This window comes from Nocardioides sp., from assembly GCF_041600255.1.
Classification (GTDB): Bacteria; Actinomycetota; Actinomycetes; order Propionibacteriales; family Nocardioidaceae; genus Nocardioides.
The window spans coordinates 25,776-39,774 of record NZ_JBFIKK010000012.1 but is presented as its reverse complement, the minus strand read 5'-3'; the positions used below and the strand labels follow the sequence as shown (position 1 = coordinate 39,774).

The 13,999-nt window shown below is 70.9% G+C and carries 17 protein-coding genes; all 17 read left to right on the top strand.

Going from position 1 to position 13,999, the window contains the following annotated elements:
- The first annotated feature begins 141 nt into the window (after nucleotides 1-141).
- The 17 genes from ABZE72_RS02860 to ruvB all read left to right on the top strand — a co-directional run bounded on the left by ABZE72_RS02860 (nucleotide 142) and on the right by ruvB (nucleotide 13,980).
- Complete coding sequence (locus tag ABZE72_RS02860) at nucleotides 142-522, top strand: hypothetical protein (protein WP_372727509.1); 381 nt, start codon at nucleotides 142-144, stop codon at nucleotides 520-522.
- Nucleotides 523-631: 109 nt separating this feature from the next.
- Nucleotides 632-2,617 (top strand): threonine--tRNA ligase, encoded by a 1,986-nt coding sequence (gene thrS, locus ABZE72_RS02855; RefSeq protein WP_372727508.1) that lies wholly within the window; start codon nucleotides 632-634, stop codon nucleotides 2,615-2,617.
- Nucleotides 2,618-2,626: 9 nt separating this feature from the next.
- The gene (locus ABZE72_RS02850) at nucleotides 2,627-3,616 is read left to right on the top strand and encodes a hypothetical protein (protein ID WP_372727507.1); all 990 of its coding nucleotides are present in this window, start codon (nucleotides 2,627-2,629) and stop codon (nucleotides 3,614-3,616) included.
- Nucleotides 3,617-3,750: 134 nt separating this feature from the next.
- Nucleotides 3,751-4,365, top strand: coding sequence for an antibiotic biosynthesis monooxygenase (locus tag ABZE72_RS02845; RefSeq protein ID WP_372727506.1), 615 nt, complete (start codon nucleotides 3,751-3,753; stop codon nucleotides 4,363-4,365).
- Nucleotides 4,366-4,414: 49 nt separating this feature from the next.
- Nucleotides 4,415-4,957 carry an HIT domain-containing protein gene (locus tag ABZE72_RS02840; protein WP_372727505.1) on the top strand — a complete coding sequence of 181 codons (543 nt, stop codon included), beginning with the start codon at nucleotides 4,415-4,417 and terminating at the stop codon, nucleotides 4,955-4,957.
- An 85-nt stretch (nucleotides 4,958-5,042) separates the two neighbouring features.
- On the top strand, nucleotides 5,043-5,663 hold the full coding sequence (locus ABZE72_RS02835) for an antibiotic biosynthesis monooxygenase (RefSeq protein WP_372727504.1): 621 nt from the start codon (nucleotides 5,043-5,045) through the stop codon (nucleotides 5,661-5,663).
- 46 nt (nucleotides 5,664-5,709) lie between these two features.
- On the top strand, nucleotides 5,710-6,348 hold the full coding sequence (gene pgsA, locus ABZE72_RS02830) for a phosphatidylinositol phosphate synthase (protein ID WP_372727503.1): 639 nt from the start codon (nucleotides 5,710-5,712) through the stop codon (nucleotides 6,346-6,348).
- A 54-nt stretch (nucleotides 6,349-6,402) separates the two neighbouring features.
- A complete protein-coding gene (gene pdxS, locus ABZE72_RS02825) occupies nucleotides 6,403-7,311 on the top strand; it encodes a pyridoxal 5'-phosphate synthase lyase subunit PdxS (protein ID WP_372727502.1) in 909 nt (302 codons plus the stop codon).
- 194 nt (nucleotides 7,312-7,505) lie between these two features.
- Nucleotides 7,506-8,024 (top strand): alternate-type signal peptide domain-containing protein, encoded by a 519-nt coding sequence (locus ABZE72_RS02820; protein WP_372727501.1) that lies wholly within the window; start codon nucleotides 7,506-7,508, stop codon nucleotides 8,022-8,024.
- Between the two features lie 7 nt (nucleotides 8,025-8,031).
- On the top strand, nucleotides 8,032-8,574 hold the full coding sequence (locus ABZE72_RS02815; protein ID WP_372727500.1) for a signal peptidase I: 543 nt from the start codon (nucleotides 8,032-8,034) through the stop codon (nucleotides 8,572-8,574).
- Nucleotides 8,567-9,157, top strand: a complete 591-nt coding sequence (locus ABZE72_RS02810; protein WP_372727499.1) for a TasA family protein — start codon at nucleotides 8,567-8,569, stop codon at nucleotides 9,155-9,157. The genes ABZE72_RS02815 and ABZE72_RS02810 overlap by 8 nt, the downstream gene beginning before the upstream one ends.
- Complete coding sequence (locus ABZE72_RS02805) at nucleotides 9,154-10,206, top strand: signal peptidase I (protein ID WP_372727498.1); 1,053 nt, start codon at nucleotides 9,154-9,156, stop codon at nucleotides 10,204-10,206. Before ABZE72_RS02810 ends, ABZE72_RS02805 begins: the two co-directional genes overlap by 4 nt.
- A gap of 29 nt (nucleotides 10,207-10,235) precedes the next feature.
- The gene (gene pdxT, locus ABZE72_RS02800) at nucleotides 10,236-10,844 is read left to right on the top strand and encodes a pyridoxal 5'-phosphate synthase glutaminase subunit PdxT (protein ID WP_372727497.1); all 609 of its coding nucleotides are present in this window, start codon (nucleotides 10,236-10,238) and stop codon (nucleotides 10,842-10,844) included.
- 16 nt (nucleotides 10,845-10,860) lie between these two features.
- Complete coding sequence (locus tag ABZE72_RS02795; protein WP_372727496.1) at nucleotides 10,861-11,625, top strand: YebC/PmpR family DNA-binding transcriptional regulator; 765 nt, start codon at nucleotides 10,861-10,863, stop codon at nucleotides 11,623-11,625.
- A gap of 81 nt (nucleotides 11,626-11,706) precedes the next feature.
- Nucleotides 11,707-12,243, top strand: coding sequence for a crossover junction endodeoxyribonuclease RuvC (gene ruvC, locus ABZE72_RS02790; protein ID WP_372727495.1), 537 nt, complete (start codon nucleotides 11,707-11,709; stop codon nucleotides 12,241-12,243).
- Nucleotides 12,240-12,833 carry a Holliday junction branch migration protein RuvA gene (ruvA, locus tag ABZE72_RS02785; RefSeq protein WP_372727494.1) on the top strand — a complete coding sequence of 198 codons (594 nt, stop codon included), beginning with the start codon at nucleotides 12,240-12,242 and terminating at the stop codon, nucleotides 12,831-12,833. Before ruvC ends, ruvA begins: the two co-directional genes overlap by 4 nt.
- A 1-nt stretch (nucleotide 12,834) precedes the next feature.
- Entirely contained in the window at nucleotides 12,835-13,980 is a 1,146-nt protein-coding gene (ruvB, locus tag ABZE72_RS02780) for a Holliday junction branch migration DNA helicase RuvB (protein WP_372727493.1), read from the top strand.
- Nucleotides 13,981-13,999 lie beyond the last annotated feature (19 nt).

Below are 13,999 nucleotides of genomic sequence, written 5' to 3'. Positions count from 1 at the left end.
GGTCCCGCTGGTCCGGAAGGTCCCGCTGGTCCGGAGGGTCCCGCTGGTCCGGAGGGTCCGGCTGGTCCGGAGGGTCCGGCGGGCCCCGATGGTCCGCAGGGTCCGGCAGGTCCCGACGGTCCGCAGGGCCCGGCCGGACCGATGGGCCCCTCGGGCATCGCGCACGACGAGGCGCGCGACGACACGAACGAGCCGACGTGGGTGCCGACCTCCGGGATCGCCTCGGGGACCATCGCCGGAGGCGGCGACGTCGACAAGTTCACGATCCGTCCCCAGGGGACGCAGCCGATCCGGATCACGCTGACCTCCGGCGCGCACCGCTGCGGAGGGACCAACGACACGCTGCTCGAGGTCAGGGACGCCGCTGACGCCGTGGTGGCCAGCAATGACGACGTGGACGGCACGCTCTGCTCTGCCGTCGTCTTCACGCCCGTCAGCAACGCCGTCTACACCGTGCACGCCAAGGCGTTCATCTCGTCGGCCAGCTTCAACTACCTGCTCAAGCTGGATCGCGCCTTCTGATCCAACGGGAGCTCGCGCCTGAGTGCGTGGCGCAATCCGGGGCGCGGAGCGGGCGGGGCGGCGGATACGATCGCCCCGTCCGCCCCACCCCAGATTGAGGAGCTCCACCGTGCCCGACATCCAGGTCGCACTCGTCCACGCCGACGCGCGTGAGGAGCGGACCGTGACGACGGGCACCCGGGCCTGGGAGCTGTTCGTCGACGACCCGAGCGTGATCGCGGCCCGGGTCGGGCCGGACCTCAAGGACCTGTCCTACGAGCTCGCGGACGGCGACGAGGTCGCGCCGGTCGCGATGGACACCCCCGACGGCCGCGACATCCTGCGGCACTCGACCGCTCACGTGATGGCCCAGGCCGTGCAGCAGCTCTTTCCCGAGGCCAAGCTCGGGATCGGCCCGCCGATCGAGAACGGCTTCTACTACGACTTCGACGTGCCCACGCCGTTCGTCCCCGAGGACCTCGACAAGATCGAGACCCGGATGCGGAAGATCATCAAGGAGGGGCAGAAGTTCTCCCGCCGGGTGGTCACCGACGCCGACGCACTCGCCGAGCTCAAGGACGAGCCCTACAAGCTCGAGCTGATCGGACTCAAGGGCTCCGGCCACGCCGACGGTGCGGCCGAGGGCGCCGACGTCGAGGTGGGTGCCGGCGAGCTGACCATCTACGACAACCTCAACCGCAACGGCGAAGCCGCGTGGAGCGACCTGTGCCGCGGGCCGCACCTGCCGACCACCAAGCGGATCCCGGCGTTCAAGCTGATGCGCAGTGCCGCGGCGTACTGGCGCGGCGACGAGAAGAACAAGCAGCTGCAGCGCGTCTACGGCACCGCCTGGGAGACCAAGGAGGCGCTCGAGGAGCACCTGCACCGGATCGAGGAGGCCGAGCGGCGCGACCACCGCAAGCTCGGTCGTGAGCTGGACCTGTTCAGCTTCCCCGACGAGCTCGGGTCCGGCCTGGCCGTCTTCCACCCCAAGGGCGGCGTGCTCAAGCGGGTGATGGAGGACTACGTCCGCCAGCGCCACATCGAGGAGGGCTTCTCGTACGTCGGCACGCCGCACATCAGCAAGCAGGGGCTCTTCGAGACCAGCGGGCACCTGCCGTACTACGCCGACACCATGTTCCCGCCGATGGAGATGGAGGGGAGCAACTACTACCTCAAGGCGATGAACTGCCCGATGCACAACCTGATCTTCTCCTCGCGGGGACGGTCCTACCGGGAGCTGCCGTTGCGGCTGTTCGAGTTCGGCACCGTCTACCGCTTCGAGAAGTCGGGGGTCGTGCACGGCCTGACCCGGGTGCGCGGCCTGACCCAGGACGACTCGCACTCGTACTGCACCCCCGAGCAGGCGCCGGCCGAGGTCAAGCACCTGCTCGACTTCGTTCTCGGTCTGCTGCGGGACTTCGGGCTCGACGACTTCTACCTCGAGCTCTCCACTCGCGACGCCACCTCCGACAAGTTCGTCGGCTCCGAGGAGGAGTGGGAGGCGGCGACCAGGATCCTGTCCGACGTGGCCGCCGAGACCGGCCTCGAGCTGGTCCCCGACCCGGGCGGCGCTGCCTTCTACGGCCCCAAGATCTCCGTGCAGGCGCGCGACGCGATCGGTCGGACCTGGCAGATGTCGACCATCCAGTACGACTTCAACCAGCCGCGCGGCTTCGAGCTCGAGTACCAGGCCAACGACGGCACCCGCCAGCGGCCGGTGATGATCCACTCCGCCAAGTTCGGCTCGCTCGAACGCTTCTACGGCGTTCTCGTCGAGCACTACGCCGGCGCCTTCCCGCCCTGGCTCTCACCGGTCCAGGTCCAGGCGATCCCGGTCGCCGACGCGTTCGCGGACTACCTCCACGAGGTCGCCGGCCGGATGCGGGTCAAGGGGCTGCGCGTCGAGGTGGACGACTCCGACGACCGGATGCAGAAGAAGATCCGCAACGCCCAGCTGCAGAAGGTGCCGTTCATGATGATCGCCGGCGCCGACGACGTGGCGGCCGGAGCGGTCTCGTTCCGCTATCGCGACGGTCGCCAGGACAACGGTGTCCCGATCGAGGACGCCATCGACCGGGTGCTGGCCGCCGTCGAGTCCCGCGAGCAGGTCTGAGCGCCGATCATGCGCGGGCTCGTGGGTGTGCCCTTCGCGGGTCTGCTCACGAGCCTGCTCCTGGCCGGCTGCGCGGGCTCGGCCGACCTGCCGGCGTCGACGGTGGGGTCCTCGAGCCCGGTCGAGTCCCCGGCCGCGGTTCCTCCACCGCCGCCACCGCCGCCACCGCCGCTGAAGTCCAAGGCCGAACGCAAGGCGATGGCCGAGCTCGCCGCGCTGGCGGAGGCAGCGGCGTCGACGATCCCGCAGACCACCTCCCGGGTGCCGACGTTCTCGGGCCCGGTGCTCGGTGCCGACGCCAGCTGGCCGCAGTGCCCGCGGGGGATGGGCATTCCGCAGCGCCCCACGCTGGGGGCGCCGATGCCGCTGCCGGCAGCGCGCTACGTCGTGCTGGGCCTGACCAACGGTCCCGGCTACACGCCGAACCCCTGCCTGGCCGACCAGGTGGAGTGGATCCGCGAGCGCCGACTGCTGGCAGCGGCGTACGCCGTGATCAGCTACCCCGACGACGACCGGCTCACCGCCTTCGCCGACGCGGGCCCCTTCCAGGGCAAGGACCGGTTGGGCGCGCTGGCCAACGCGGGCTACCAGCAGGCCCGGTACGCCCTGGGCACGATGGCGGCCGCCGGGCTGGAGTCGCCGATCATCTGGCTCGACGTGGAGCCGGTGCGGGACTTCGAGTGGTCCGGGGACGTCGCCGCCAACGCTGCGGTGGTCCGGGGTGCGGCCCGTGGATTCCGGGAGTCCGGACGCCGGATCGGCGTCTACTCCACCCCGTACCTGTGGCGGGTGATCGTCGGCGGGCTGAGGCTCGGTGTGCCGGAGTGGCGAGCCGCCGGGCACACCTCGCGGGCCGAGGCGGCGGCCCGGTGCGGCGATGACTGGAGCATCCAGGGGGGCCCGGCGATCCTGGGCCAGTGGGTCGAGCAGGGCCGCGACCAGAACATCACCTGCGGCCGCGTGCATCGCGACCTGGGCCGCTGGTTCCACGCCTACTGAGGTGCCATCGAGCCTCTTGCCGCCGGCCCCTCGCCACTGGCCCCTTGCCCCTTGCCCCTGCGCGGCCCCAGGCGCAGAGTGGGCAGGAGCGGCGGCGCCGCGAGGGCGCTGCCCCAACGGGGAAGGAGTGCGTGATGTACGCACGGTCAACCAGCATCAGCGGGGACGCGGGGAAGATCGACGCCGGTATCGCCTTCGTGTCCGACGAGGTGCAGCCGGTGATCACGAGCATCGACGGCTGTCAGGGCCTCTCCCTGGTCGTCGACCGGGAGGCGGGTCGGCTCATCGCGACCAGCTCCTGGCGGGACCGGGCGGCGATGACGGCGAGTGACGAGAGCCTGGCTCCGTTCCGGGAGCGCGGTGGCGAGATCCTCGGCGGCACCGCCGACGTGCACGAGTGGGAGGTGGCGGTGATGCACCGCGACCACGCCACGCACGAAGGGTGCTGCTGCCGGGTCTCCTGGGCGCGCGCAGAGGACATCGACACAGCTGTCACCAGGTGGCGGACCGACCTGCTGCCGCAGATCGAGGAGCGACCGGGGTTCTGCAGCGCGAGCCTCCTGATCGACCGGGACCAGCACCTGATGTGCGGAACGGTGACCTTCGACTCGCGAGAGGCCCTCGAAGCAAGCCGTGAGTTCGCCGCCGGCGTCCGTGCGGCAGCGAAGGAGCGGCTCGGGCTCGAGGTCTTCGACCACGCGGAGGTCGACCTGGTCCTGGCGCACCTGCGGATCCCCGAGCTCGTCTGACCACCCACGTGCCCGGCCGCGACCCGCCCCGGCCCTAGGATCGGGGACCGTGAGCGACGACGCGGCGTGCCAGGACGGGATCGGGGATCCGGACGAGCTCGAACGGCTCTGGACGCCGCACCGGATGGCCTACATCCGGGGCGAGAACAAGCCGTCCGACGAGTCGTCGGGGCAGTGCCCCTTCTGCCGGATTCCGGGGCTCGAGGACAGCGACGGCCTGGTGGTACGCCGCGGAGTGCTCGCCTACGTCGTGCTCAACCTCTATCCCTACGCGCCCGGGCACCTGATGGTCTGCCCCTACCGCCACGTGGCGGACTACGCCGACACCACCGACGACGAGGCGGCCGAGATCGCCGACCTGACCCGGACCGCGATGCGCGTGGTCCGAGGGGTCTCGGCTGCCCAGGGGTTCAACATCGGGATGAACCAGGGGGCCGTTGCCGGAGCCGGGATCTCCGCGCACCTGCACCAGCACGTCGTACCGCGGTGGCCGGGCGACCAGAACTTCATGCCGATCATCGGGCGGACCAGGACGCTGCCCGAACTCCTTTCTGAGACCCGCGCGCTCCTCGCCGAGGCCTGGCCCGGCTGAGCCATTGCGCTCGCGGTCGCGAGCGAGGAACGTGGACGGACAGCGGCAGGGCCGTCCGTGGCGCTGCCCCGGAGGAGGGACCGCCATGTATGCACGCTCGACCTCGATCTCGGGAGACGCCGACCGGATCGACGCCGCCATCGACTACGTCCGTCGGGACGCCATGCCCGTGCTGACCGGGCTTGACGGGTGCGTGGGCATGTCGATGATCGTGGAGCGCGAGCCCGGCCGGGTCATCGTGACGAGTGCCTGGGAGTCGCGGGGCGCCATGCAGGCCTCCGACGCCCAGTTGGGGCCGATGCGCGCCCGCGGGGCCGACATCATGGCCGGGATCGCGCTGGCCCAGGAGTGGGAGGTCGCGGTCATGCACCGTGACCACGCCTCGCTGGACGGCGCGTGCTGCCGGGTCACCTGGATGCGGCTCGACCGCACCGCCATCGACCGCGGAGTCGAGATCTACCGGCGGACGATGCTGCCGGAGATGGAGCAGCTGCCCGGTTTCTGCAGCGCCAGCCTGATGGTGGACCGGGAGCGCGGACAGGCGTGCAGCACCACGACCTACGACAGCCGAGCCGCCATGGAGGAGAGTCGCGACCGCAGCTGGACGATCCGCGACGCCGGCGTCCGCGAGGCGGGGGTCGACGTCACCGACGTGGGGGAGTTCGACCTGGTGCTGGCCCACCTCCGGGTGCCCGAGCTGGTCTGACCCGCGGGCTCGTCGCCGTCGGGGGAGCCGGTAGCCTGCTCGGGCGATGATGGAACATTTCAGAGCCTTCTGGACGAAGGTCGTCTCCCCGATTGCCCACCTGTTGATCAAGCTCGGCGTCTCCGCCGACGTCGTCACCCTGGTGGGCACGATCGGGGTGAGCGTGGGAGCCCTGGTCTTCTTCCCCCAGGGCAAGCTGCTCGCCGGCGTCCTGTTCATCACGGCGTTCGTCTTCAGTGACCTGATCGACGGCTACATGGCCCGGCTGACCGGCCGGACCAGCCCCTTCGGCGCCTTTCTGGACTCCACGCTCGACCGCATCGGCGACGGCGCGATCTTCGCCGGTCTGGCCCTCTACTTCGCCGGCCCCGGCGACAGCCAGCTCTACCTGGTGCTCTCGCTGGTCTGCCTGGTGATGGGCAGCGTGACGTCGTACGCACGCGCGAAGGCCGAGGGGCTGGGCTACCAGGCCAAGGTCGGCGTCGCCGAGCGCGCCGACCGCTTGGTGGCCATCCTCGTGATGACGGGGCTCGGTGCCCTGCTCGGCCTGCCGATCCTGATGCACGTGACGCTGTGGGCGCTCGCCCTGGCCAGCACGCTCACGGTCGTCCAGCGGATCTGGGTGGTCCGTGCGCAGGCCCTCGCCGAGTCGTCGACCGGCGGCTCGGACGGCCCTGCCGCCTGAACGACTGCCGTCCCCGGCTTCGTCGTACGACGGCGACGAACGTAGGATTGAGCCATGGTCGAGACTTCCCCCGCAGACAACACCGGCACCGGCACCCAGCGCGTCAAGCGCGGCATGGCCGAGATGCTCAAGGGCGGTGTGATCATGGACGTGGTCACCGCCGAGCAGGCCAAGATCGCCGAGGACGCCGGTGCCGTCGCGGTGATGGCGCTGGAGCGGGTCCCCGCGGACATCCGCGCGCAGGGTGGCGTCAGCCGGATGAGCGACCCGGACATGATCGACTCGATCATCGACACCGTCTCCATCCCGGTGATGGCCAAGGCCCGGATCGGCCACTTCGCCGAGGCGCAGGTGCTGCAGAGCCTGGGCGTCGACTACATCGACGAGTCCGAGGTGCTGACCCCGGCCGACTACGCCAACCACATCGACAAGTGGCAGTTCACCGTGCCGTTCGTCTGCGGTGCCACCAACCTGGGTGAGGCGCTGCGTCGGATCACCGAGGGTGCCGCGATGATCCGGTCCAAGGGTGAGGCCGGCACCGGCGACGTCTCGAACGCCGTCACCCACATGCGCACCATCCGCCAGGAGATCCGGCGCCTCTCGACGCTGGCCGAGGACGAGCTGTACGTCGCGGCCAAGGAGCTGCAGGCGCCGTACGACCTGGTCAAGGAGGTGGCGACACAGGGCAAGCTGCCCGTCGTCCTCTTCACCGCCGGCGGCATCGCCACCCCCGCGGACGCGGCGATGATGATGCAGCTCGGCGCCGAGGGCGTCTTCGTGGGCTCCGGCATCTTCAAGTCGGGCAACCCGGTCCAGCGTGCCGAGGCGATCGTCAAGGCCACCACGTTCTTCGACGACCCGGACGTGGTCGCGAAGGTCTCGCGCGGTCTTGGTGAGGCCATGGTGGGGATCAACGTCGAGGAGCTTCCGCAGCCGCACCGGCTCAGCGAGCGTGGCTGGTAGGTCTGTACCGACCCGCAGGAGCGGTCGGGATCACCCGTTTGGGTGAATCCTGAACCACCCACGTGGGCCAGTCACGGGCGGACTCGGTCAGTTCGTCGACATTCGGCTCAACAAGCCGTGCGCGCGGACCGAAACTCTGAGTGGCAGGGATTCCGGGAGGGTAATCCCGCCATCTCAGAGGGAGCAACAACTACATGAAGAAGATCCTGAAGGGCGCGGTCGCCGCGTCCGCCGCCGGTGCCCTGCTGCTCGGCGGCGCCGGAACTCTCGCCTACTGGACCGATGAGGGCACCGTCACGGGCACCGACATCGAGAGTGGTCACCTGCTGCTGACCAACGACACCTGCCTGGGCTGGACGATCGACGGCGGCGCGCCGGTCACCACCGCCACCCGGATCGTGCCCGGCGACGTGCTGACCCAGGTCTGCACCTACACCGTCTCCGCCGAGGGCGATCACATCGCTGCCTCGTTCGACGTCTCCGCTCCGAGCTTCTCCGGGGCGTCCGCCCTGACGAACGAGCTCGTCGCCAATGCGTCGTACAAGATCGGGGCGGTCCCCGTCGCCTCGTTCCCGGCCAGTGTGTCCAACCTCGACGTGATCACCGCGACCGTCACCGTCACGTTCACCGGTGCCTCCGCGACGAACGCCTCGAAGGACCTGACCGGCGCACTCGACGACATCACCGTCACCGCCACGCAGTCGCACAGCTGACCCACCCGTGCTCGCCTGGACCTGGCGGGTGCTGGGCTGGGTCGTCACCCTCGCCGCGGTGACGGCGATCGCTCTTGCGGTCGTCGTCCCGCGGCTCGGTGGCGCCACTCCGTACACCGTCCTCACCGGATCGATGCGTCCCGGCATGCCGCCGGGCACGCTCGTCGTGGTGCGCCCGGTGGACCCGGCCGAGATCGCGACCGGCGCTGTCGTCACCTACCAGCTCACGTCGGGCGATCCCACGGTAGTCACCCACCGCGTCATCACCCAGGGCATCGACGGTCGGGGCGAACGCGTCTTCCGCACTCAGGGCGACGCCAACGAGGTCCCGGACGAGCACTGGGTGCGGTCGGTCCAGATCGTGGGGGAGCGGTGGTACGCCGTTCCCCACCTCGGCCACGTCAGCAACCTGCTCACCGGAAGGGAGCGCCAGTTGGGCATCTACGCCGTGAGCGCGCTCCTGGTCGGCTACGCGCTCTCCATGTTCGGCGCAGCGGCCCGCCAGGCACGCACCCGCCGGCGTGAACGTGCAGGAGCCACCCGTGACTGACCCTGCAGCCCCGCGCCGCGAACGCCTGCGCTCGCCCCGGCTCCGGGCCCTGCTGGGTCTGGGGCTCGTCGCGGTCCTGGGTACGACGGGGACCTACGCCGCCTGGACCGACAACGCGGTCGTCAGCGGCACGTCCATCAGCTCCGGAACCATCGACCTCCGCGTGGACAACCAGGACAGCGTGCCGGCGTACACCACGCTCAACCTGGCGACGATGGTCCCCGGGAACTCCACCGCGGGGCAGTTGACCATCAAGAACAACGGCACCGCCCCGCTGAAGTACACCGCCACGACGACCGCCGGCAACGCCGACGGCAAGGGCCTGGGTGCCGCGCTGGTGGTCAAGGTCTCGTCGGGCACGGTCCAGGGCATCTCGCCGGCGGCGACCTGCTCCGGGAGCGCGCTGGCCGGCACCGAGTCGACGCTCGGGGGCAACCTGGTCACCACGGGGCGCCTGCTGCAGCCCGGTGCGACCGAGACGCTCTGCATCCAGCTCACCCTGCCGCTGGCCGCGGCGACCTCGCTGCAGGGCGCCACCACCAACGTGACGCTCACCTTCACCGGATCCTCGGACATCTCGTGACCGACCTCGACCCCCGCATCACGGCGGCCATGCATCGCTCCCGTCCTCGGAACGCCGCGAAGGTGGCCCGGGAGGGGCTGCTGACCGTGGGGGCCGTGCTCGGCGTGCTGTGCCTGTTGGCGTTGCTGGCCTCGCTCGCGCTGGGCGTGCGGCCGATGGTCTTCCGCTCCGGCTCGATGGCGCCGGCGATCCCGACCGGCGCCCTGGCCTTCTCCCACGAGACGAAGGCCGACGACCTGGCCGTCGGCGACATCGTCTCGGTGATCACCGCCACCGGTTCGCGGGTGACCCACCGGATCACCGAGGTCTCGGTGGACGACGGGGGCGTGGCGACCCTGGAACTGCAGGGCGACGCCAACGCCTCGCCCGACCAGGAGGTCTACCGCGTCGAGCACGTCGACCGCGTGTTCCTCTCCGCTCCGCGACTGGGCTACGTCGTGGGCTGGCTCAGCGGTCCCGCCGGTCTCTTCCTTCTCGGCCTCTACGCCGCGTTCCTCTTGTCCGTCCTGGTCAAGGGGAGCGCGGATTCCACCACCCGACCGCCGCGCCCGGGACCGCCGCGCTCGGGACCGCCGCGCTCGGGACCGCCGCGCTCGGGGCGCAGGAGGCGTCGTGCCGCCGTGCCCGGCCGGCCGGCCCGCCGCCGCCAGCTCACGATGTTCGGAGCCACCGTGGTCCTCGGGGTGGGCGGCTCGTTCGTGAGTGTGCCCGCGGCCTGGGCCACCTGGACCGATCCCGTCCCAGTCACCGGCACCACGCTGGCCACCGTCCTGCCGACCGCTCCGGTCGTGGTCTGCGGCACGCTCCAGATCGGCTCGGTCACGGTGAACTGGACGCCCGTGCCGTCCGCCACCGGCTACCGGCTCTTCTTCGGCACCGGTGGTGCCACCACGGTCGACGTCGCCGCGGGCGTCACCAGCCGGACCTTCACCGGCACCACCGGCACGTTCTCGGTCCGGGCGATCTTCGGCACCACCTCGTGGCTGTCGCCCACCTCGAACTCCAAGCAGTACTCCTCGCTCGCCGGGCTGCTGGGCACCTGCATCTGAGCCGGGGCGGCCTCACTAGGCTGCTGCTCGTGCCTTCCCCCACCATCGGTGTCTTCGCGCTGCAGGGCGACGTCCGTGAGCACCTGCGCATGCTCACCGACCTCGGGGTCGACGCTCTCGCCGTACGACGCCCCGCCGAGCTGGCCGCCTGCGACGGGCTGGTCCTCCCCGGTGGGGAGTCCACCACGATGGCCAAGCTGGCCCGCACCTTCGACCTGTTCGAGCCGTTGCACGACCGGATCGCCTCCGGGATGCCCACCTTCGGGACCTGCGCCGGGATGATCCTGCTGGCCGACCGGATCGAGGACGGCTCGCCCGGGCAGGAGACCTTCGGCGGGCTGGACATCACCGTCCGGCGCAACGCCTTCGGTCGGCAGGTCGACTCCTTCGAGGGCAACCTGGACTTCGTCGGTCTCGACGACCCGGTGCACGCGATCTTCATCCGCGCGCCCTGGGTCGAGGAGGTGGGGCCCGGTGTCGAGATCCTTGCCGAGGTACCTGCGGGAGAGGCCGCAGGTAGGATCGTCGCGGTTCGCCACGGCCACCTGATGGCCACGTCGTTCCATCCCGAGGTCGGCGCGGACGCACGCATCCACCGCATCTTCGTGGACCTTGTCAGCCAGACCCGAGCGCGATGAGTTGAGGTAGGGGAGCATGTCCGGCCACTCCAAATGGGCGACCACCAAGCACAAGAAGGCGATCGTCGACGCCAAGCGCGGCAAGATGTTCGCCAAGCTGATCAAGAACATCGAGGTCGCGGCCCGGATGGGCGGCGGTGACATCAGCGGCAACCCCACGCTCTACGACGCCATCCAGAAGGCCAAGAAGTCGTCGGTGCCGAACGACAACATCGACCGCGCGGTCAAGCGTGGCTCGGGTGCCGAGGCGGGTGGCGCGGACTACACCACGATCATGTACGAGGGCTACGGTCCGGCGGGCGTGGCGATGCTGATCGAGTGCCTGACCGACAACAAGAACCGGGCCGCCATGGAGGTGCGCACGGTGATGACCCGCAACGGCGGCTCGCTCGCCGACCCGGGCTCGGTCTCCTTCCTCTTCAACCGCAAGGGCGTCGTGATCGTGCCGGCCGAGCAGGAGGGACGCACGGTCACCGAGGACGACATCCTCGAGGCGACGCTCGAGGCGGGCGCCGACGCGGTGGACGACCTCGGTGGATCCTTCGAGGTCGTCTCCGAGGCCACCGACCTCGTGGCGGTGCGGACCGCGCTGCAGGCGGCCGGCATCGACTACGACTCGGCCGATGCCGCGTTCGTGCCCGACCTCAAGGTCGAGCTCGACGCCGACGCGGCGGGCAAGCTCTTCCGGCTGATCGACGTGCTCGAGGACCTCGACGACGTGCAGAACATCTTCGCCAACTACGACGTCCCCGACGCCGTGATGGAGCAGCTCGACGCCTGAGCGGCGCGTGTCGTACGACGTCTGGTCGGCGTCGGCGGATAGCGTGGTCTCCGAACAGATGTTCGGACGGAAGGCTCTGCGATGCGCGTGCTCGGGATCGACCCCGGCCTGACCCGCTGCGGTGTGGGCGTGGTCGAGGGCCAGGTGGGTCGACCGCTCACGCTGGTGGACGTCAACGTCCTGCGGACCTCGGCCCACGTCGCCGTACCCCTACGCCTGGTGACGATCGAGAAGGGCATCGACGCCTGGCTCGACGAGTTCCGGCCCGACGCGGTCGCGATCGAGCGGGTCTTCGCCCGCTCCGACGTCAGCACCGTGATGGGCACCGCCCAGGCCAGCGGCATCGCGATGGTCTGTGCCGCGCGGCGTGGACTGCCCGTCGCGCTGCACACGCCGAGCGAGGTGAAGGCAGCGGTCTCCGGGAACGGCCGCGCCGACAAGGTGCAGGTGACCGCGATGGTCACCCGCATCCTCCGGCTCGACGCCGCCCCGAAGCCGGCCGACGCGGCGGACGCGCTGGCACTGGCCATCACCCACATCTGGCGCGGTGGCGCCCAGGCGCGGATCGACGCCGCCCTGGCTGCGGCCGGCCGGACGACCAGGACAGGAAGCAGATGATCGCCTTCGTGCGCGGCCACGTCGCCGCGGTGACCCTGACCAGTGCGGTGCTCGAGGTGGGGGGTGTCGGACTCGAGCTGATGTGCACCCCGGGCACCCTCGCCACGCTGCGGACCGGACAGTCCGCGACCCTGCCCACGAGCATGGTCGTCCGGGAGGACTCGCTGACGATCTTCGGCTTCCTCGACGAGGACGAGAAGTCGATGTTCGAGCTGGTGCAGACGGCATCCGGGGTGGGCCCGAAGCTCGCCCAGGCGATGATCGCCGTGCTCAGCCCGGACGAGCTGCGTCGCGCGGTTGCCGGCGACGACGTGAAGACGCTGACCCGGGTGCCCGGCGTCGGTCAGAAGGGCGCCCAGCGGATCATCCTGGAGCTCAAGGACCGGATCGGTGCCGTCGCGGGCACCCCGCTCGCCGTACCCACCCCGGGGGCAGCCTGGCGCGACCAGGTCCACCAGGGGCTGGTCGGACTCGGCTGGTCCACCCGGGACGCGGAGCAGGCGGTCGAGACCGTGGCCCCGGACGCCGGGGACAACCCCGACGTGGGCACGCTGCTGCGGGCCGCCCTGCGCACGCTGAGCAGGGCCTGACATGCCCCTGGGTGCTCACGGTGACGACCTCGACGCCGCCGAGGCGGCCCACCTCGGCTCGTTGACGGGTTCGTTGACGGGTTCGTTGACCGGTTCGTTGACCGGGGCGGAGGCGGAGGGCGACGAGCGTGTCGTCGAGGCCGCCCTGCGACCACGCTCCCTCGACGAGGTGGTCGGGCAGTCCCGGGTGCGCGAGCAGCTCGGACTCGTCCTGGAGGCGGCCCGCCACCGCGGCCGCCCCGCCGACCACGTCCTGCTCTCGGGGCCGCCGGGTCTGGGCAAGACCACGCTGGCCATGATCATCGCCGCCGAGATGAGCGCCCCGCTGCGGCTCACGAGCGGACCGGCGATCACCCACGCGGGCGACCTGGCCGCGATCCTGTCGGGGATGAACGAGGGCGACGTGCTCTTCGTCGACGAGATCCACCGGATGTCGCGTCCCGCCGAGGAGATGCTCTACATGGCGATGGAGGACTTCCGGGTCGACGTCGTGATCGGCAAGGGCCCGGGCGCCACCGCGATCCCGCTGGAGATCCCGCCGTTCACCCTGGTCGGCGCGACCACCCGTGCCGGGCTGCTGCCGAGCCCGCTGCGGGACCGGTTCGGGTTCACCGGTCACCTGGAGTTCTACGAGCCGCACGAGCTCGACCGGATCGTGCACCGCTCCTCCTCGCTGCTGGGGGTCGAGCTGACCTCGGACGGCGCGGCAGAGATCGCCTCCCGCTCCCGGGGCACCCCGCGGATCGCCAACCGGCTCCTGCGCCGGGTCCGGGACTACGCGCAGGTGCGTGCGGACGGCGTCGTCACCCTGGACGTGGCGCACGCGGCCCTGGACCTCTACGAGGTCGACGCGCTGGGGCTGGACCGGCTCGACCGCTCGGTGCTGGACGCCCTGTGCCGCCGCTTCGGCGGGGGACCGGTCGGCGTCTCCACGTTGGCGGTCGCCGTCGGCGAGGAGCGCGAGACCGTCGAGGAGGTCGCCGAGCCCTTCCTGGTCCGGATGGGCTTCCTGGCCCGCACGCCACGCGGCCGGGTGGCCACGGCCGGCGGGTGGCAGCACCTGGGCCTGACGGCGCCACCGTCGGTGGGCCTCGCCGGGCCCCTTGCGGAGGGCTCCGTCGAGGGCGAAGCGCTCTTCGACGCCTGAGGGCGACCCACGTCACAGC